This is a genomic window from Phormidium sp. FACHB-592, assembly GCF_014695795.1.
Classification (GTDB): Bacteria; Cyanobacteriota; Cyanobacteriia; order Leptolyngbyales; family Leptolyngbyaceae; genus Stenomitos.
Window position 1 is genome coordinate 102555 of record NZ_JACJOZ010000012.1, and the last position, 20895, is coordinate 123449.

General features: G+C 50.9%; 13 protein-coding genes. 6 read left to right on the forward strand and 7 right to left on the reverse strand.

Annotation, left to right across the window (positions count from 1 at the left end):
• The first annotated feature begins 485 nt into the window (after positions 1–485).
• The gene (locus tag H6F86_RS02395; RefSeq protein ID WP_190446511.1) at positions 486–2096 is read left to right on the forward strand and encodes a serine/threonine-protein kinase; all 1611 of its coding nucleotides are present in this window, start codon (positions 486–488) and stop codon (positions 2094–2096) included.
• A gap of 949 nt (positions 2097–3045) precedes the next feature.
• On the opposite strand, the gene H6F86_RS02400 is transcribed toward H6F86_RS02395, so the two are convergent.
• Positions 3046–3840, reverse strand: a complete 795-nt coding sequence (locus H6F86_RS02400) for a hypothetical protein (RefSeq protein ID WP_190446512.1) — start codon at positions 3838–3840, stop codon at positions 3046–3048.
• Positions 3841–4048: 208 nt separating this feature from the next.
• Complete coding sequence (locus H6F86_RS02405) at positions 4049–5752, reverse strand: peptidase M15A (RefSeq protein ID WP_190446513.1); 1704 nt, start codon at positions 5750–5752, stop codon at positions 4049–4051.
• 282 nt (positions 5753–6034) lie between these two features.
• Here H6F86_RS02405 and H6F86_RS02410 point away from each other — a divergent pair, with 282 nt between their 5' ends.
• Positions 6035–6574 (forward strand): shikimate kinase, encoded by a 540-nt coding sequence (locus tag H6F86_RS02410; protein ID WP_190446514.1) that lies wholly within the window; start codon positions 6035–6037, stop codon positions 6572–6574.
• A gap of 557 nt (positions 6575–7131) precedes the next feature.
• Here H6F86_RS02410 and H6F86_RS02415 read toward each other — a convergent pair.
• A complete protein-coding gene (locus H6F86_RS02415) occupies positions 7132–7371 on the reverse strand; it encodes a hypothetical protein (RefSeq protein ID WP_190446515.1) in 240 nt (79 codons plus the stop codon).
• A 367-nt stretch (positions 7372–7738) separates the two neighbouring features.
• Here H6F86_RS02415 and H6F86_RS02420 point away from each other — a divergent pair, with 367 nt between their 5' ends.
• The 3 genes from H6F86_RS02420 (at position 7739) to H6F86_RS02430 (ending at position 13241) form a co-directional block, all read left to right on the forward strand.
• Entirely contained in the window at positions 7739–8425 is a 687-nt protein-coding gene (locus tag H6F86_RS02420) for a FecR domain-containing protein (protein ID WP_190446516.1), read from the forward strand.
• Entirely contained in the window at positions 8406–10766 is a 2361-nt protein-coding gene (locus tag H6F86_RS02425; RefSeq protein WP_190446517.1) for a CHASE2 domain-containing protein, read from the forward strand. Before H6F86_RS02420 ends, H6F86_RS02425 begins: the two co-directional genes overlap by 20 nt.
• Before the next feature lie 195 nt (positions 10767–10961).
• A complete protein-coding gene (locus H6F86_RS02430) occupies positions 10962–13241 on the forward strand; it encodes an FdhF/YdeP family oxidoreductase (protein ID WP_190446518.1) in 2280 nt (759 codons plus the stop codon).
• 361 nt (positions 13242–13602) lie between these two features.
• On the opposite strand, the gene H6F86_RS02435 is transcribed toward H6F86_RS02430, so the two are convergent.
• The 4 genes from H6F86_RS02435 to H6F86_RS02450 form a co-directional block, all read right to left on the reverse strand.
• Entirely contained in the window at positions 13603–15309 is a 1707-nt protein-coding gene (locus H6F86_RS02435) for an ATP-binding protein (RefSeq protein WP_190446519.1), read from the reverse strand.
• A gap of 257 nt (positions 15310–15566) precedes the next feature.
• Positions 15567–16571: an XdhC/CoxI family protein gene (locus H6F86_RS02440; RefSeq protein ID WP_190446520.1), complete on the reverse strand. Its 1005-nt coding sequence runs from the start codon at positions 16569–16571 to the stop codon at positions 15567–15569.
• Between the two features lie 74 nt (positions 16572–16645).
• The gene (xylB, locus tag H6F86_RS02445) at positions 16646–18100 is read right to left on the reverse strand and encodes a xylulokinase (RefSeq protein ID WP_190446521.1); all 1455 of its coding nucleotides are present in this window, start codon (positions 18098–18100) and stop codon (positions 16646–16648) included.
• 42 nt (positions 18101–18142) lie between these two features.
• On the reverse strand, positions 18143–19549 hold the full coding sequence (locus tag H6F86_RS02450) for a cytochrome P450 (RefSeq protein WP_190446522.1): 1407 nt from the start codon (positions 19547–19549) through the stop codon (positions 18143–18145).
• Between the two features lie 256 nt (positions 19550–19805).
• Here H6F86_RS02450 and H6F86_RS02455 point away from each other — a divergent pair, with 256 nt between their 5' ends.
• Positions 19806–20831, forward strand: a complete 1026-nt coding sequence (locus H6F86_RS02455; RefSeq protein WP_190446523.1) for an ABC transporter permease — start codon at positions 19806–19808, stop codon at positions 20829–20831.
• Positions 20832–20895 lie beyond the last annotated feature (64 nt).

Consider the following 20895-nt stretch of genomic DNA (forward strand, 5'->3'; position numbering starts at 1 on the left):
CTGCTTGCCAACCTTCTTTATGCAAAACCATTCTACCGTCCTACCCGTCCTCCACCGTTCACTCCTTTTCCCCTTCACCTTTCCACGTCTTCACTTCTTTACCCTTTCTCCCTTTTCGCCAAGGGCAAATTATGTCAACACCTTTTCAAAATCCTTCTAGCAATAGAGAATCAAGAGAGAAGAACTTGATCGCGAAACGTTCGGAATTTTGTCCTAGCATCGGTAATAACTTAAAAGGATTGGCTATCGCTCTGTTGAGCCCCTCCCTGCTTTTGGGCATCCTGGAGGAAAGGTGTATCTTGACGAGATGGCAGAATCCGTGAATATAAGGATAGAATCAATAGCTTTACGCGTAGATGGAGGAACTTTAGCAACTCTTCAAGGGTTCTCCCGCATGAACGACATTCTTGTTTGCTGTTCCTGCACAGATAATGAAACTAGGGTAGCAATATCCCAGTAGGCAACGCCAAAGCGAGTGATGTTAAATGAGCTACTGCTTAAATCCAAGCTGTCCTAGTCCTGAAGATCCCACCCCTGCTGAGATTTGCCCAGCGTGTGGCTCTAGTATCTTGCTCAACAACCGTTATCGGGTAATTCAGGCTCTTGGACAGGGTGGCTTTGGCGCGACCTTTCTTGCGATCGACGAATCTTTGCCCGGTCAACCAAACTGTGTCATTAAGCAGCTTCGTCCAAGCGCGACTGCTCCCCACGTTTTGCAGATGGCGCGTGAGCTATTTGAGCGCGAAGCCCGTACGCTTGGTCAAATAGGCAACCATCCCCAGGTACCGCGTTTACTAGACTACTTTGAGGCAAATCAAGAATTTTATCTAGTCCAAGAGTATGTCAGTGGTTATACCCTACAGCAAATCGTAAAACGCGATGGGCCAATGATTGAACAAGAGGTCAAACGCTTCCTAAGCGAAGTTTTGCCTGTTCTAGAGTATATTCACAAAAATCGAGTTATTCATCGAGACATCAAGCCCGCCAACATGATCCGTCGCGCTCAGGATGGCAAGCTTGTGCTGATTGACTTCGGTGCTGTCAAATATCAGCATCAGCCAAACTCTATTAATTCTGAGCAGACTGCCTTTACCTCCTATGCGATCGGCACCCCTGGCTTTGCGCCACCCGAACAGATGGCAATGCGCCCTGTTCCTGCTAGCGACATCTATGCTCTAGGCGTTACTTGTATCTATCTACTAACCGCAAAATCGCCAAAAGATCTTGATTACGATCCATCCACTGGCGAGTTGCTCTGGCAAAAGCACGTTCATATTAATGACCACTTCATTAGCGTCTTAAGAAAGATGCTTGAAGTGTCTGTGCGTCATCGCTACCAATCCGCTGATGACATTTTTAGGGCACTTGATCTAGAACCATACCTGGATAGTCTCGCCAATAGCATGACGGCTCAGCCCGGCGGCAGTTCACGCAAACCTGGAGACTATCGCTCGGGACCCGACTCTAATGGCACGACAACCTCTCCTCATGCACGTGCAGCCGCAGCTATTCGAGCACGGCAATTCAAATCGGACGCAACAAGCCTCCAGTCTGGTCCAGCCCGTAGCCGTGTATTTGACTCTAGAGCGTCTGCCAGCACCTCCCTCAAAAGTAAAGGTTCGACCGGGCATAGAGATGGCAATGGCGAAAAAACCAAACCACCTACACGTTTAGATGCTGATGGTCTACAAAGCTACTACTCCAAGGGTCGGCGTGACTTTGCTTCCTGCGATCTAAACGCCCTTCAAATGCCAAAGGCTAATTTAGCTGGCGCAACCTTTCATCAAGCCAACTTGAGCAAGATTAACCTACAAGGCGCTAATCTATTCAACGCCGATTTTGGTCGGGCAAATTTGAACCGAGCAAACTTGCGAGACGCTAATCTGATCAAGGCGTATATGAACAACGCTGACCTGGAAAGCGCCGATTTGCGTGGTGCTGATCTTTCCCAAGCGTATTTGTTAAATGCTAACCTGCGCGGCGCGAACCTCTGTGGTGCCAATTTAACGGGGGCAAAGCTGACAGAAGAGCAGCTTGCTATGGCACGTACCAACTGGATGACTGTACGCCCTAGCGGAAAGCGGGGTATGTGGTAAGTTGCCGCAAATGATCAAATGCAATGTCCTAACGCTAAAAAGTTAGGAGCCAGGAGCCAGGAACCAGAAGTTAGGAGCCAGAGAACAGTTGGATGACTAGCAAAACTCTTGCTGTTAGTGGTTGAAACTGCCCCTACATTAGTAAAGTTGCCATCGCAGACTTAAAAAAAGTCTTATCGTAAACTGCGAGGGTAAGCTACAAGCCACCTACGGGAGTACTCAAACTTTGATGCTTACTAGTCCTATAAAGCTCTTTGTAATGTGAGGCGCGTTGGTAAAGGTGCTCGAAGCACTTAAGTAAGCGCCAGCCTCCAACCATTAAGGCAAAGAAAGCTTTGAGGCACCTGTATCAGGTAACGTAGGCTCAATCATCTCGTCTTAACCTGCAAAGCCTAGATGCCGTTGGCTACAGTTGCCTTTTGCTTGCATCGCAACGATTACTTAAAGAGAAGTTGCTCTGTGTTTACAATTGCCACGTAAAAAGCGTTGGCAGTGAATTAGGTAGAAGGCTCGTAGGGTTAGTGATGCACTCCTGATCAGTTTGCGGTGCGTACGTGCCTTACTGCTTTGTAGCGTCCAACGCTCTACAGATTAGTCACGATAAAGGAACTGCATGATAACCCTCTAGTTCATAGGCAAAGAAAGCTTTGAGGCACCTGTATCAGGTAACGTAGGCTCAATCATCTCGTCTTAACCTGCAAAGCCTAGATGCCGTTGGCTACAGTTGCCTTTTGCTTGCATCGCAACGATTACTTAAAGAGAAGTTGCTCTGTGTTTACAATTGCCACGTAAAAAGCGTTGGCAGTGAATTAGGTAGAAGGCTCGTAGGGTTAGTGATGCACTCCTGATCAGTTTGCGGTGCGTACGTGCCTTACTGCTTTGTAGCGTCCAACGCTCTACAGATTAGTCACGATAAAGGAACTGCATGATAACCCTCTAGTTCATTCTTTTAGCTTTGAGCCATACGGGTCGTTTTGAAGGTAACGTTGGAGCCTTCCTGGGTTTGTTCAAGTACAAGCAAAGGCGTTGGTTTGGCTTTTTGATCCCAGCGCATATTGGCAATGCGCCCTTGAATCGTGGGCTGCCAGGTGTCGTGTTCACTTGCAGGGTTAAGGAAGGTTTCCATGCAGTCGATGATTTGACCGATCGTCACTGATGTAGGTTGGGTCGGCAGTTTGAGAATTTTGATCTCAACGCGGAATAGCACGCGTTTGGTGCCTTTAGGCAGGTCGCCTGGCTCGTATTCAACGTCAAAGATTTCGTCGATTTGCCGTCCTGTGCTGGCAATACCGACTTCGCCCTGATTAGCTTGGCTGGGGCGGAGGGCCAGCGAGATTTTATCCTTAACTTTAAGCTTAATTTGATTAAGGATAGCGAAGTGAAAGACTTCTTCGTCCATCCGCATTCTGAGGTAGTCAAGGTTAAATTCTCGCGAGTGGATAAGATCGGGGTTCTTCTCCATCTTGCCGATCATTTCGACCGCAAACTTCAGCTTTTTCTGAAGTTCTCGATTCTTAAACGTTTCAAACTTGACTTGCTTGGCGAGCTTATCTGTTGCGAGTTTAGACATGACGCCTAAAACGATTAGCAGCAATAGTAGCCCACCAGATGCCGCCATCCATACCTGATTGGAGCTAGCATCTGGAGCATTAGCAGATTCTGCGGGAATAGTAGGTTTTAGCTTTACAGGTTTGCTAGGTGTCTGAGCCAACCAGGGTTCTACAAAGAGCATGGGGGTTGACATGGCGGTGAGGGATTGAAAGCTTGGATTCTACTATAGTTTTCCCTGAATAACGCATTCCACATCACCAGCCTGTTCTAATTTCAGAGAAATGTAGAGGAAAGGATGTGCTGTAAACAGGGATAACAGTTTGTAATCATTACTACTACTAGCCAGCGTTTATTACGGATTCTGGACAGCATTACCTAACGATCGACCTTAACGATTAATCTTATCGCTGCCAACGGGTGCGATCGCTCTGGGCATCGACTGAGCAGAGGTAAGGAAAAGCAGCATAACGTCCTAAGCCTCCAGTCCACCAAGGATCGAGAAACCAGTAGAGTTGATTTCCTGTTAGCCCTTCGCAGTAAAAGGTTAATGCGTCACCAAGCTGGTGCTGCCTGAACGAAAGATTGGCGCTGCTGGTGTTGGCATTTGCTACATACCAAGTCGTTATGTGTAAAGGGCGATTAAGACGATCGTGTACCTGCTGTATGAGTTGGGCAAAGCGAACGATCGCATCTACGGCTGCTTGATTCGTTGGCATTTGCATACCACCACTGGTTGCCTCTGCCCAAGTAAAACTGCCGTTAGGAATAATGGCTGCATAGAGCTGAAGGGTCTCGTGCGTCCAGCGATGGGAAACCGCTGATGGTATAAGGGGCAAAGGGACGGGCGGCGCTTCAGGGGTGTCGCGTCGTGCAACTGCCATCTGCTTCAAGTCGTGTAAGAGGGACTGAAGAGCTTGTTCTGTCGTGGTGAGCGATCGCCAAAGCTGGGTCAAATGCAGTAAAGCGTCACGCTGAACAGCCGTACCTTCATAGTTGGCTGGCAGACAATGGATGAAATTGAGTAGAGCCTGATCAAGCTGAACAGCTGCGTTCGTAATATCGGTCTGCTTTGGTGAAGTAGCGGTGAAAATAGCGGGGTTTACGCCCAAAGCCATCAGGGCAGCGCTACGGCTATCAAGTTGTTGCCAGAGACGAAAGGCTTCGACAAGGGCATGCCGCTGCTCGCCTGTGCGATCGTAGGTTTGGGGCAGACGCTGGACGAACGCTAGTAATGCCGCATCAATACTGCTGGGGTTGAGCGCAGGGGTAAGGGTTTGTGCTAGTGCTGCGATCGCTGCTTCTCGTGATTCTAATTGCTGCCAGAGCTGGGTTAGGCGCAGCAATGCCTCTCGCTGTTGAGGATACCCTGCATAATGGGCAAGCATGAGTGGCACAAAGTGCAACAACGCTGCATCCAGCTTAACTTCATCAAACCTGGCATTAGTCTGTTTAGCGACATCGGCGATCATTAGACTTGCGGTCTCAACTGTGCTTGCTAGCTCCATGTTGAGTGAGGCGATCGCGGCTGCACGAGTGTCTAACTGGCACCAGAGGCGCACTGCTTCCAGCAATGCATGACGTTGATGCGGCAGGCTGAAATAGCAGTGGGGCACAGGCTTTACAAAGGCAAGCAACGCCGTATCGAGATACGTAAACGTAGATGGCAGTCGAATTGCCTGAGCCTCTAGAGACAGTTCATTCAGGTATGCCGCCAGAAGGTCTCCTGGATCGCTTGCTTCTAGCAGTGCTGTCTCAGGCTCATTCGCAGGCGCAATGTAACCCGCCGCGATCGCTTGCACAAATTTATCTGTATAGCGCCCCTGTTCGACATTCCACAAAGCCTCGCTGTTCCAGCCATTAAGTGTGAGGTTATTGATGAGGCTGCGGATTGTATTGGCAGCGTACTGCACCTGTGCAGCAAAGGTATCAACTTGCGCTAACACAACTTGATGTACGGGCGCAATGCCCAAGCCAGTCTCGCCATCCATAAGGGCAGGTTTGGCTTGTACCTGATAGAGTGCTGCAAGGATAGCTTTGTGAACACCCGATCGCGTAGCCTCTTGCACATACAAAACACGGCGTTGTTCAGGAGTAAGTTGTCCCATAGGGGCGAAGAACGTAGGGTACTAGGGTCTAGGTTACAGAGTGTTGTTGGTTGTTGGGGCAGAAGGTAGAAGGTAGAAGGCACAGGGCAAAAGGCAAAAACTGACACTTAATAGCTAGCGGCTCCCCCTTCTACTTCTTGGCTCTTTCACCCCTTCACTCTTCCACTTCTTCACCTTTCGACCCTTCCATCCCCTCACTCTCTCCATTTCAGACAGAAGAGGAGCAAGAAACGATCGCATCGCGCTATTCTGACAAAAGCAGGATGGTATAGGCATTGACGTGTGAACGATTTTCTTAAGGGCAGCAATGTTTACCTCATTGGCATGATGGGGGCAGGTAAAACAACAGTTGGGAAGCTTCTAGCCGCGCAATTAGGCTACCGTTTTATGGATACCGACGCAGTCATTGAGCAGGTGACGGGGCTGCCGATTGCTGAGCTTTTTGCCCAGTCAGGCGAAGAAGCGTTTCGCCAGATGGAAAGTCAGGTTTTAGCTGAACTATGCGCCTATACGCGGCTGACGATCGCCACCGGTGGCGGCATTGTATTGAAGCGCGAGAATTGGGGTTATCTCCGTCATGGCATTGTCGTTTGGCTAGATGTTCCGGTTGAGCAACTCCAGACAAGGCTACAGGCAGATACTACCCGTCCATTGTTACAAGATGCTGACCCAGCCACCAAGCTTCAAGCACTCTTGGAGCAACGGCAACCGCTCTACGCTCAAGCCGATGTACACATTCGCTATGACGTTGCCGAAACCTCGGAAGAAGTGGCAAAACGGGCGATCGAGCAGATCAAACAGGCGCTCAAGCCATCCGTCTAGATCCCGTATAGCGTTGATGCCTACAACTGAGAGCTGATGCTGCCTTGTTCTAAACTGCAATATCGGCTGCTTAAGCTTGGAGCGGTAGCCGCTTTGGGCTGCAAATTTTCAGCAAAAAAATTTATTGGTCAGACGTTGATGCGGCTAGCGGTCTGGGCATCCTAAATTTATCGAAGATTCATACAAACTTAACTACAGTCGCTGTTACAGACGTTTAGAATCATGCTGTATTCAATCGTACAGACTGTATTCAACAGTACAGAATGTCGTGTAAGCAGACTGATGGCAAGCTTTGTCAACGTATTGTCAAGCAAAGGGAGGTTACTTGCAAACAGAAAGTATTGCCTGCACCAGAGCCTAGCAGTAGGCACAATCAACATGCTTGAACGAATCATGCTTAAATCGCATTTTCCTCTTGCATTTACTGCATAGACCAGGGCATATCCTACCCTGAGGTATAGATCAAGACATCCAGTTTTAGTTCAAAGTATTGATAGCGGCGATCAGGAACAGTATGAAAAACAAAGCAGAGAACCAACAAAGCAAAGCTGTTGAGTCTAACAACAGTAATCCGAATGAATTTGATTTTGACCTTTGGGCAAGGCAGGTTCGCCCCCAACTGCTTGCTTCGCTGCACAAACGAGGAGCACGTTATTAAGCTGCTGGACTTTGATACGGACTGCCAGCATGAAAATTAGGACATCGAAGCCCCGGTTTCTTGAAGAAGTCGGGGTTTTTGTTGGCATGGACGATCGCCACCAGTTAGTACGATCGCGCTCTAGCTTAAACTTTTTCAACGCTCTCTTGATCGTCGGGCATACCTTGAGGTTGAGATGTACTCAATAACGATGGTGCTGTCCTTAGCTTAAGAGTATCAACACTGCTTTCTAGAGTGGGACATTTGGCACATGTAGCACCAACAAGTATGTGTCTCGCTCTTACCTCATATCCCAGTGCAACATCATCCTGACTAATCCACTATAGAAATATGTTAGAGAGGCATTCATGAAGTGTCAGGCTATGCTGGTGGGCATCGGTTTTGGAGCAACCGTGCTGGTATGTCTTACAGCGCAAAGTGGGGCGCAGCAATTGCTACAGGTGCGGGTCGATCGCTGACTGCAAGTGCAACGGATAACGAATAATGTGACTTTTGAGCATGGAGGGATGCAACGAGCAGCAGTGGGAGATCGATTACAAACGGTGGGCGATCGTCTTAATTCTGGCAACAACTCTACTCCTAACCTCTTTATGGATACGGGTGTCGGCACTGTTGAAATGTCGGAGAAAACAACTCTGCGTGTGCGACAGCTAGATATTGCTACTGACAACGTACGGATTACTTGCTTAGAAGTGCCAACGGGTAATGTGCGTCTACGAGTGCGTCCCTTTACGAACAAAGGTTCGCAATTTGAGATTCAAACTCCCGTTGGGGTAAGTGGGGTGCGAGGTACTGAATTTGAGGTGGCGGTGCAGCCAAAAAGCAAGACAGGGCTTGCAGTGTTAGAAGGTAGCGTTGTTACGGCAGCGCAAGATCAAGCTGTTAGTGTGGCACAAGGTCGGCAAAATTTTACGATGCTGAGAGAAGCGCCCTCAACACCAGTAAAGCTGACGAATGATACTAGCTTGCGCTACAACTTTGAAACAATTGTCGAGCGAAGGGTACAGCTAGCGCGGTTGCGTGCTCAGGTTGACCCCGTCAATAGTGTTACAGTGGACGAGGTGTCCCAAATAACCGATCGCCGAGGCGTGTTTCAAACTGACTTGCGCCCAATGCCGTCTTACCTGAGAATGCAGGTAATTGTTACAACGCCCCTAGGAAGAACAAAGACGTATGCACTGGCGCTTCAGTAGAGCTGCATGGCGGCTGCTTCCAGGTAGTTTGACAGCCTTTGTTTTCGCTGCTTTGCTGTCTCTTGGTGCCTTGCAACCGTTGGAGCAGCTAGCTTATAGCATTTTGTTCCAGCTTAGAGGCGGACGAGCGTGGGACGATCGCCTGGTGCTCATAGCCATTGATGATGCCAGTATTAAACAGCTTGGTCGGTTTCCGTGGTCACGTCAGCAATATGTGAAACTGCTGAATACTCTATCGGCAAAAGAAGCGACTGCACCAAGCGTTGTAGTGATTGACTTGATCTGGTCTGAATCTAGCCCTGATGATGCCAAACTTGCTCAAGCAATCAGTCGATCGAGCCGTGTGGTGCTGGCTCAAGCACGGGACAGCACTGGGCTACCTCTGCTACCAGTACCCGCTTTGCAGAATGCCGCGATCGCCACTGGACATATTCTTAGCCGCACGGATGCTGATGGGCTGACTCGTGTAATCAATCTTTTTGACAACAACATACCGACGTTGGGATTAGCAGCAGCGCAGGCATACACACTGGTACAAGCCTCAGTGCCGTTGCCAACTACCCCGCAACCACTGTGGATTAACTGGGCAGGACGTGCCCAAACGCTACAGCAGTATTCGTTTAACGATGTGATTCAAGGACGAGTACCGGCACAGGCGTTTCAACGCAAGATTGTCCTGGTAGGCTTAACTGCTGTTGGTTTTGACCCACTGAGTACACCCTTCGATCGCAACCCACCTGTCACTGGTGTGTACCTCAATGCGGCAGTGGTCAATAACTTACTGCAACAAAATGCGCTGCAACCCGTTTCATTCACCTGGTCCTTGCTGATTTTCTGTTTGGCGGGTCCTGGCTTAAGCCTGCTGTTGAGCGATCGTCGCGAGTCGAGCCAAATTCTCATCTCGTTAGGACTGTCACTTAGCTGGGGAGTCGCTAGTTTATGGCTGTTCCATCTGGGCTACTGGGTGCCTGTTGTCCTACCGCTAGGGTTATGTAGCCTCACCACGCTTGCCATCAGCTTCAACGATCGCCTGCGCTTAGCAACTCGCCTGCAACTACAGGTACAGCAGCTCTGGCAACGGCATCGAGCCGATCTTGTCACGCACTTGCCAGATGCCATTGAAGGCAAAGATGTCCACCCCTATCAAAAAGCAGGCTTGTTGCAGAGTGTCACCCGTATGACGGCGTTAGCAGAGCTGTTTGCCCGCTCTCAATCAACGCAGGCAGCGATTGCTCGTAACCTATCGATCGGCTTGTTAGCGGCTGATTTTGATGGTGTTATTTGGTTCTGCAATCCAGCAGCGGCAGATTGGTTACAGGCTGAGGTCGGCAGTCAGTTAAGTGAATATCTGGTGCCAAACTGGATCAGCGAAGACCAGTGGCAAGCTGATTTACAACGACTAAAGCAGCAAACAGCCACCAAAGTTAGAGAGGTAAGAGAATGCCAGCAGGACGATCGCTGGTTTGAACTACAGCTAGAGCCGCTGGTCTATCAATTACAAAGTACCAGTCGTGATAGAGCCGACGGTTTTCTCGTCGTTCTAGAAGATATTACGCCTCGCAAGCAGGTAGAAGCCACGCTACACCAACAGGTAGCAGAACTTCAACGGGTAGGACAGCTCAAAGACGATTTTCTCAGTACCGTCTCGCACGAACTGCGATCGCCCATGACTAATATCAAAATGGCGATCGAAATGCTCAAAATCTCTCGTTCTAAAGAGGCAACTGATCGCTACCTGCAAATTTTGCAAAATGAATGTGCCCGTGAAACAGACCTGATTAACGATCTACTCGACCTCCAGCGTTTAGAAGCGGGTGCTCAAACCTATACCCCTGAAGCCATTGATCTCAGCGATTGGCTGCCGCCCATTCTTCAATCATTCTCCCAGCGTGCCGAAACCCAGCAGCAGAGCCTGCAAATGGACTTACCACCCCAGTTGCCTGCGCTGATTTCTGATCAGCCTAGCCTAGAACGCATTGTAGTAGAGCTAGTCAACAACGCCTGTAAGTACACGCCACCTGATGGTGCAATCAAAGTATCCGTCAATTTAACCGCTCAATATTTTGAGTTAAGCGTTGATAACTCGGGTGCCGAAATTCCAGCCGCAGAATTGCCCCGCATCTTTGAAAAGTTCTATCGAGTGCCGCAAGCCGATCCGTGGAAACGTGGCGGTACAGGCTTGGGGCTAGCGTTAGTGAGTAAATTGGTAGACTGTTTAGGTGGCAAAATTTCAGTCAATAGTGGTTCTGGGCACACTACATTTACCGTGCAGTTACCGACGGTTGATGAGCAACCAGCAACGACAAAAAGGGTAACCGACGCGGGGACTAGCAGCCCTTAGCCGCTTGTAGCGCTCTCTAATAGTTCATTTGACAAGCCTTTAGTTTGCGTTAAGGTCGCTAGAGAAACAGCTCTAGAGGGGAATGTATGTAACGATCGAGGGACTCGCTATCGTAAGGGCTTTGTCGCGGTGCCGCTGCTGTAGTAAACATTCGCTCCGCTTGAAGCCGTCGTTCCAAACGCAGAGGTTAGCCCAATGGATGCAGAGACGCAACAGAATATCCAGCCCCTTCCCCCGTTTCATGAGACAAATGACGAAGCGCCCGAGATCGGCGGTGGTCCTTCAATCATTCAGTACTGGGCAAAACATACCCTGTCGCCAGAGGGACCGAAGCTGTGGCAAACGTTGCTGCATAACAGCGCCTGCTTGTCTTGCGCCTGGGGGACAGGAGGACAGAAAGGAGGCTTTACCAATGAGGATGGTGAAAAGCTCCAGCGCTGCATGAAAAGCGTCGAGGCGATTTCATCGGAACTGAAGCCTGCGATCGCCCCTCATTTTTTTGAGACGCACAGCCTTAGTGAACTGCAACAACTTACATCAATGGAAGCCGATCGCCTGGGACGGTGGAGCTTTCCAGTCATTTTGCGTGCGGGCAAATCGCACTATGAGCGGCTTTCCTGGGATGAGGTTTACGCGATCGCTGAAACTGCCTTTCGCAAGTCACCGGAACGAGTGGCATCTTATAGCTCCGGGAGATCGTCCAATGAGGCGGCATATCTGCTGCAACTTATGATCCGGGCGATGGGTTCAAATAACCTTGCAGACTGCTCTGATCTTTGCCATGCGCCTTCTACCGTTGGGCTAAAGCAGGTTTTTGGCACCAGCACGTCAATGGTGAGCCTGGAAAGTCTGAAAAAGGCAGACTGCGTGGTTTTGGCAGGCTCTAACGCGGCGTACAACCATCCTCGCTTGATGAATGAGTTGATTCGACTGCGCGATCGTGGTGCCAAGATCGTCGTCATCAACCCCATGATGGAAACAGGGTTGGTGAAATTTGGCTCGCCTGCCTTTCCCGATCGTTTGTTGCAAGGTGCTGAAATTTCGTCCCTTTACCTGCAACCGATTCCTGGTAGCGATGTCGCGCTCTTTACAGGCATTCAAAAAGCTCTGCTTGAGCAAGGCTTAGTCAAAGAAGACTATTTGAAAGCGCATACCGACGGATGGGAAGCAGTAGTAGAGCAGGCGCGATCGACCACATGGAATACCATTACCGAGATCTGCGGTGTCTCTCAACCAGAAATCGCAGCCGCTGCGACCATCATTGGCACCTCAGAACGGGTCGTTTTCGGCTGGGCAATGGGCATCACCCAGCATGAAAACGGCGTGGATAATGTCGTCAGCATCACTAACACGGCTCTTATGACAGGTAATGCGGGCAAAGAAGGGGCAGGCACCATGCCCGTGCGGGGGCATTCCAACGTTCAGGGCTTTGGCTCGATGGGTGTCACTGTTAAGCTCAAAAAGGAAATTCAGGAAGCACTTGAAAAGCTGCTGGAGCGCCCCCTCAGTAAGGTTCAGGGTTACCACACTCGTGATCTGATTGAGGCTGCCGATGCTGGTAAGGTTGATACGTTAATCTGTCTGGGCGGTAACCTGTACGGCGCAAACCCTGATTTGACCGAGGCAAAACGGGCGATCGGCAATATTGAAACGGTCATCTATGTGGCGACTAAGCCGAATGTGGGACACTTTAACGGACTGGCAAAACAGAACACGATCGTTATTCCTGTACTGAATCGCTTTGAGAATCCCCATAAAACGACGGTGGAATCGGGCAACAATTTTGTGCGATTGAATGACGAAGGCAAAACCCATCTCAAGGACGCAGACCTGATCTCGGAGGTGGAGTTTCTCACCACGATCGCTCATCGTATTCTGGGCAACGAGCCGGTTGATTGGCGCAAACTTCAGGACACCAAGTATGTGCGGCAACTGATTGCTCAAACCATTCCTGGGTACGAGAAAATTGGCGCGATCGATGACACAAACGAAGAGTTTACGATCGACGGACGCCTTTTTACGGAACCGAAGTTTGCCACCCCATCGGGCAGAGCGTCTATGTTTGTTACACCACTGCCCACACTGACGTTACCAAAGCCACAAGACTTTGGCGTACCAGCATCAACACCAGGTATTACTCTGGCACTGATGACAGGGCGCAGCTACTCACAGCACAACACAGTGGTTTACAAAATTGGCGATCACTATCGCGGGATTCCTCACCGCAACTGTATTTTGATGAATCGCCTTGATGCGGAGTCTGTAGGTCTGGATGCACATCAGCGAGTCACTGTGCAGGGCGATGCAGGCAAGCTCGAAAATGTGGAAGTGATTTATGGGGCTGTGCGTCCCGGTGCGGCAGTGATGTTCTACCCAGAAGTGAATGTGATTTTTAAGGCAAGAATCGAGACGCGATCGGGCACACCTGCCTATAAGCGCGTTCCTGTTTTTGTTTATGCAAATACCGCTACTTAAGTGCTTGGGCGATCGCTTTCTTGACCGTAACGCTCAACGTTTGTTGGTTGAAAGGTCGGCTTTCTTGGAAGGGCGATCGCGATCTCCTACTGGCATAACAGGCAAACAAAATAATTGCATTCTAAATGTAAGAAGTACGCTCGTCCTTCTTATTACCGTGCAGCGGCACGATCGTCATTGTCTACAACACACTCAGAGAGAGAATTAACCCACTTATACGATCGTCAGCAGCAGCATATTCAGCGTCGCTGCACACTATAAACGCCTTTAGTTAGCGCTTCCCCTTCTACCCCTCCAATTCCCTTTTTCTCCATCACCCTTTCACCCTTCCTCTCCATCACCCTTCCACGCCTCCACTCTTCTACGCCAGCAAGGTCGCAACCTTCTCCAAAAGCTGATACGGCTGCACTGGCTTTGTCAGGTAGTGAGTAGCACCATCTGCGGCTGTGTCTTGTCTACGCTCCGAGGTGTCTTCGCTCAGCAGCAGGACTTTGACAGCTTGGAGGGTAGAATATTGGTGCAAAAACTGAGCGATCGCTCCGTCCTCCAAACCAGGTAGCTCTACATTGGCGATAATCAGGTGCGGCTTGAGCAGCTTAATTTGCCTCATTGCTGTAGCACCATCAACCATCCATACGACCTGAAAGCTTGCGGCGGTAAGCAAATCGCAGATGAGCATTGCGGTTTCGTCGTGGTCTTCAATCAGTACAACACGTTTACCAGCGGGCAGAGGCGTAATTACTTCGGGCAGTAAGGGTGCGGGCAAGCTGGGTAGGTGCTCGCCTTTCTCGGTAGGTTGGGCGATCGCTTGGGCAGGCAACCAGACGCTAAAGGTTGTCCCCACGCCAACGTGAGAGTCTACTTCAATGATGCCGTGATGCAGTTCAACTAGTTGCTTGGTCAGCGCTAAACCTAAGCCCGCACCGTCATAAGTGCGCGTCAAGGCATCATCCAGTTGCTGAAACTTTTGAAAAAGCAGGTGACGCTGGTTCTCTGGAATGCCAATACCAGTATCCTCTACCTGAAAGAGAGCCGTATTATGCTGGATGCCAAAGCGCAAAGTGATTTGCCCACCCTGGGGCGTAAATTTGATGGCGTTACTTAGTAAATTCAGCAAGATTTGGCTGACGCGCTGTGGATCTGCCATGAAGAAGTCGTTTGTAGCCGCAGGTCGATCGCCAGCCGCAGTCGGAAGTGCCTTCAGATATAGCTCAACGCCTTTAGACTGCGCCTGTTCTTGGAGCATTTGTACACTTTGATGAGCGACCTGAGCCAGCGAAAAAAGTTTGACATCCAGCGTTACTTTGCCTGCCTCTACTTGAGACATATCTAGAATGTCATTCACCATTGCTAGCAGATGTTCGCCGCTACGCTTAATTAGCTGGAGGTATTCCTGTTGCTTTTGGAGCGGAAAGGCGTTTTCTGGCTTCATCACCATGACGCGCAACAACGTTTCTGCCATGCCGATGACGCAGGTCAGGGGCGTTCGCAGTTCGTGGCTCATCGTAGCCAAAAATTCGGTTTTGATGCGATTGGCTGTTTGAGCAGACAGCAGTGCCTCTTTTAGTTCCTGGGTGCGCTGTGTGATGTGTTGTTCGAGCAAGTGTTGTTGCTGTTGCTGAGCCTGAAGTTGAGTCTGAGGGGCAACCAAAACGTCTGTCAGTCGCAGCGTAAACTCACTCTGCACCACTGGATCGTTCACCTGTAGATGCTGACTTGCTTCCTGTAAACGGCACACAGAGACAGAGTCATCCTCAAGTTGGCTAATCAGTGTTGCAAGGAAAGCGGCGATCGCTGCGGGGTCAAACGTTAGCTCAACCTGATAATGCGACGGTTCGGCATGGAGTGACGAATCTGCCAGCAATAAACCGCTGAACGGCTGCGAAACAACAGCGATAAAACGTGTTGCCCGTTCAAGGGTTGCGCGATCACCAAACAGGGTTGCTTCTGTAAACACCCATGCCGTTGAATCGTTTGTTTGGGCAGTTTGTTGCAGAACGTTGCCAAGCTGCTCGAAGAGCGTGTACGGAAGCACTCGGCTGATGCTAAAGCCTAGGTCAGACGGCATTGCACAGATTGAAAAGACGGACGCTTAAACAAGCTCATTCACTATAGCGGGTATCAATGCCCTGAAAAAGGCAAACATTGTGAAGGCATCTCTCCCTAGTGCAATCTTTTTCGGGGCGCACTCCCTACAGTCGTCGGAAAGAGCGTTAGAACAGACATCAATCTTGGAACTTCCTTTAAGCAAGGGTTTCTATTTATCCCTCATCCTTTTGCTATAGCTGTTGTGTTAGCTGCTCGTAGCGTTTAGCGATCACGGCTTCATTCCATGCTCAAAGGTGTAGCAGCTAATGATCCAGATAGCGATCGTCCGTTGCCCCTCCGATAGACGGCGATTAATTCAGCGCAAATGCTAACGGCAATCTCGGCAGGCGTAAGGGCACCCAGATTCAACCCGATCGGTGCATAGATGCGTTCCAGTTGAGGCGTGAGTAAAGACGGTGCCATACCTGGGATACCCTCTTGTTGCAGCGCTTGTAGAACAGTTTTGACTCGCTTTTGGCTGCCAATCATGCCGATGTACTGGGGCGATCGTGGCAGCAGTACTCTCAATGCGGCTAGATCATGCTGATAGCCGCGTGTCACCAGGGCAACGTAAAGCAACGCTCCGGTGCTTAGTGTCGCAACGGCGGGGGTGATCGGCTGAGCTAAAACAGTCGCATCAGAAAAGCGCTGGTGGTTGGCAAACTCTGGGCGATCGTCCTGCACGACGACACGAAAATCAATCAGGTGCGCCATGTGCGCTAACGGGACGGCAACATGACCAGCACCAACGATGAGTAGGGTAGGTGGACGGAGGAGCGGGATAACGAAAGCAGGGTCGTCAGGAGTCGCAAGCGGGGAGTTGGGAGTAGATAGATAGGGCGATCGCGCCGATACAAGGGGCGTTATCAAAACGCGGTCTTGTCCAGCCTGCAACGAGGCGACAATGTCATTCGCAAGGGCTAGGGCGCTTTCGCCCTGCCATCGTTCTAGCCAAACGTGCATTCTGCCGCCACAAATGCCCTGCTTTGTTTGCTCTAGATTGCCGGATAGGTCAATATCAACCCCTTGCTTTTCGCCTGTCGCCAAGACGTGTCTAGCATGTTCAATAATGCTGGCTTCACCTGCACCGCCGCCAATTGTGCCAATACTGCTGCCATCAGAGCGAAATAGCATCATGGCACCGACTTCCCTGGGCACTGACCCCTGTACTTTCACCACCGTTGCTAACACAACCGATCCCTGCTGAAGCGCTGTAGCAAGCTGTTGGTAGAAGTTGAGCATGGGTTACACGATCGCGGCGATCGTCTGCACTGATAAAAGCATTGTCAGAGAGGGGCGCTCGGGTTTCAGTATCACTAGGGTAAGTGTTTGCGCCAGTAACGCAGTTGAGGATAGAGGGACTGATAGCGTGACCACGCATCGGTGAGTCCAGCATCAGGCGATCGAGGCATGGTTGGGTGAGCCGCGATCGACATGGGAGGCACGGCAGACAGATCAGCATAAGCTCCGCTCCCTATGCCAGCAAGAATTGCAGCGCCTCGGGCAGATGCCGCTGAAACCGTAATGCTATGCAGGGGCAGTTGTAGCACATCACCCAGCAGTTGTCTCCACTCCGGTTCCAACGTGCCACCGCCTGCCAGGCGTAACTCGTTTGCATCAATGCCCGTTGCTACGATCGCCTCCAGTCCTTGTTTCAAAGAAAATGCAACCCCTTCTAGGGCTGACCGCATGAGGTGCGATCGCGTGTGGTGAAGCCCCAAACCTACCCAGGCACCACGGGCATTAGGGTCGAGATGGGGCGTACGTTCGCCTGTGAAATAGGGTAAGAAGGTTAACCCTTCGCAGCCAGGAGCAACCGTGAAGGCTTTGGCATAGACCTGCTGCCAGCTTAGCCCCAACAGTTGGCGTACCCATTCCAGCGCCAAGCCCGCGTTCTGCATAGCGGCGAGCGTATACCACTGGTGAGGGAGTGCCGCGCGATATAGATGGGTGCGAACCTGTGGATCGGGGATTGGCTGCGATCGTGGTGTGACTATTTGTGCCCCAGAACCAACCGTTAACTGCATAATGCCGGGTTCGAGTACACCCGTGCCCAGCATCGCCGCCGCCGTATCAGCCGCACCTGCAACTACGGGTAAGCCTGATTGCAAACCAAGATGTGCAGCCGCTTCTACGGTTAAAGAGCCTGCAATGCTAGCAGATGGTACGATCGCAGGCAACCAATTAGCACGGAGATGGAGTGCCTCTAAAACATCGATCGCCCAGGTATCTGCCATGACATCGTACAGCAGCGTTCCAGACGCATCGGATGGTTCAGTCGCAACGGCTCCAGTAAGGCGAAACCGCAACCAATCCTTGGGTTGGAGCGTCCAGCGTGCAGTTTTGTAAATAGCTGGCTCCTGTGCCTCTAACCAGAGCAACGTGGCACCTGCCATCCCTGTCGTGATGGGATTCGCAAGCTGTTTGTGCAAGTTGAGAGGCAGCGTACGGTAGCGATCGACTACCTCACTCGAGCGCGTATCTGCCCAAAGAATCGCAGGACGCAACGGCTCCCCCTGTTCATCCGTCAGCACTACACCATGCATCTGTCCCGACAGCCCGATCGCCAGTACCCGATCGTCCTGATCCTGCATGACCGTCCTGACGGCGATCGCCACTGCTTGCCACCACTCGGCTGGATCAGTCTCTGCCCACCCTGGCTGCGGCGCTTGTACAGTGTAAGCGTGAGAGGCTTCGGCAATGACTGTGCCATCGATCGCCAGCAGCAGCGCTTTTACCGACCCGGTGCCTAAATCAATGCCGAGCAACATAGACAGTGCAAACAGTATTGTGCTCTTAATCTGATCATTCGCTCAAGCCATTTCCATAGCTAACGCAGATTCCTGACGCGATCGTAGCCCTGTCAGCACCATCTTTACCCCTCTGGCAGGAGCCAGTGTCACACCACGACGACGAGGAAACTCTGGCTGCGTGTCAGCAAGCGCCAGCTCATAGCGAGAGAGAATAGTTGCCAGCGCCAGCTTCATCTCAAACATTGCCAGCGCTTCCCCAATGCAACGCCGGACACCGCCACCAAACGGCATAAATTCATAGGGTGTGAACTGACGCTCTAGAAAACGCTCGGGACGAAACTGCTTCGGGTTTGGATAAAGGTCTTCGCGCTGATGCACCAAATAGATACAGCCCACTACCATCGTGCCTGCTTCCAGACGACGACCCAGCATCGCGATCGGCTCCTGGACAACTCTAGGGAAGGTCAGCATCGCAACGGGATAAATCCGCAGCGTTTCGTTACACACAGCAGTGAGGTAGGGCAGGCGAAAAATATCGGTGGGTTCGGGCGTATCGCCAAGTGTTGCTAGTTCTTGCAGCAGTCTCTCACGGATAGCCGGTTGGTGATGCACCCAGTAGAGTGCCCAGGACATTGCTGTTGCAGTGGTTTCGTGACCAGCAAAGAGTAGCGTCATCAGTTCATCACGCAGTTCTTGATCGGTCAGCGGCTGCCCAGACTCGTCTCGTGCAGACATCAGCAAAGAGAGAATGTCGATTCGATCGCCCTCTGGCTGCAAGCGTCGTTCGGCAATTTCGGCATAAATGAGTGAGTCGATGCGCTCGCGATCGCGGACAAACTTGCCCCACGGGCTCCAAGCGCCGAGGTCTTTTTGCAAGCTATTAAAAAATAGAAAGCTGGAGGAAAGCGGTGAGCGAAATAAATCTGCCATCGAAGCAAGTAGCTGCTTGAGGTGCTGAAATCGATCGCCCTCCGATAACCCGAAGACTGCCTGCATGATGATATTCAACGATATCTCTTGCGTTACGGAGCGGGCAGAAAAAGGTTGATCGAGCGGCAGTTGATCAAAGGCAGCAGTCGTCAGTTCACCGATCAACTGCCCGTAGGCACGCATCCGTTCGCCATGAAAGGGTGGCATCAAAAGCTGTCGCCGCCGTTTGTGACGATCGCCATCCAGCATAATGACAGCCGACTCTCCCAACAGTGGTGTCAAAATGCGATTAGTGCTGCCAGGGGCAAGAAAGGTCTTGCGATCGTTCGTGAGTATTGCTTGAATTGCTTGCGGTTGGTTAACAAACACTAAACCGCCACCAAACCCAACCACACTTGCCGCAAAGATCTCGGGATGTTGTCGTGCTGCCGTTTCCATGTAACTAACCGGGTCACCAATCCACTGCAACTGTTGCAGCCAGGCAGGTGTTTTGAGGGAGCTTGGCAGTGAGTCTGGCAGTTGCGTTGTAGTATTCATAGCGTAATGATGCGACTAATTTAACGGGTAGTGTTTGAAATGGAGAATAATGATTCATACGGTTAGCACTAGCGCTACCACTGCGACGATTCTAAGCACAACTCCCAGTTGGATGCAGTCTAGCTTGAAGGGTGAAACGCCTCTCACTTCTGGGGTTGATTGAGATAGAGACGCACTAAGAGACGCGATCGCTAACTGCCCCTACCACTCTAGCAACTTACCCCTCACTCCTTACTCCTCACCCCTCACTGCCTAAATGTCTCGCTCTAGTTCTCTTCGTTACTATATTCTGGCTCGGTTGCTGCTGGCTCCGCTGATGCTGTGGGTGATTACAACAGCGGTCTTTTTGTTGCTGCGATCGACCCCTGGCGATCCCATTGATGCGTTACTGGGTCCCCGTGCGCCGCAAGCTGCCAAAGAGGCGTTGCGAAATCAATTGGGGTTAGGCAAGCCGCTGATTGTGCAGTACTTCGATTATCTGTGGAAGCTGCTGCACCTGGATTTAGGTACATCGCTGGTAAGCCAGGGGCAATCGGTTTGGGAGATCATTCTCAAATTTTTTCCAGCGACTGTAGAGTTGGCGGTGTTTAGCATGGCGATTGCCCTAATCGTTGGCATTGGTGTGGGCGTGCTGTCTGCCTCCCGTCCCAATTCGTCCTTTGATCTAGGCGGTCGGCTCTTTGGCATTCTCACCTATTCGATTCCGCTGTTCTGGCTGGGGATGCTGTTACAGCTTATTTTCTCGGTGCAGTTGGGTTGGTTTCCGCTGGGCACCCGTTTTCCAGTGACGATACCAGCACCCGAAGGCATTACAGGGCTTTACACGATCGATAGTCTTCTCGCAGGCAACCTGACGCAGTTTTTCAACGCGCTGTACTACTTAGCGCTACCCTGCTTGACGCTGGGCATTCTCATTAGCGGCATCTTTGAACGGATTGTGCGGGTAAACCTTAAGCAAACCCTGAAGTCAGACTATGTGGAAGCTGCCAGAGCCAGAGGCATTCCCGAACGGCGCATTCTCGTCTCCCACGCGCTGAAGAACGCGATGATTCCAGTGATTACGATCCTGGGACTGACGTTTGCTGCAATGCTGGGTGGCGCTATTCTGACGGAAGTAACCTTCTCCTGGCCCGGACTGGCAAATCGCCTTTATCGTGCTATTTCGCAACGCGACTACCCAATGGTGCAGGGTATTGTCGTCTTTTTCGCGGCGATCGTCGCTGTCGTCAGCATTCTCATTGACATTCTTAACGCCTACGTCGATCCCCGCATTCGTTACTAGCGTGGCACCATTAACGCTAAAATCCCCTCATTTACAACCATCAGTAAAAACTGCCATGACGCAG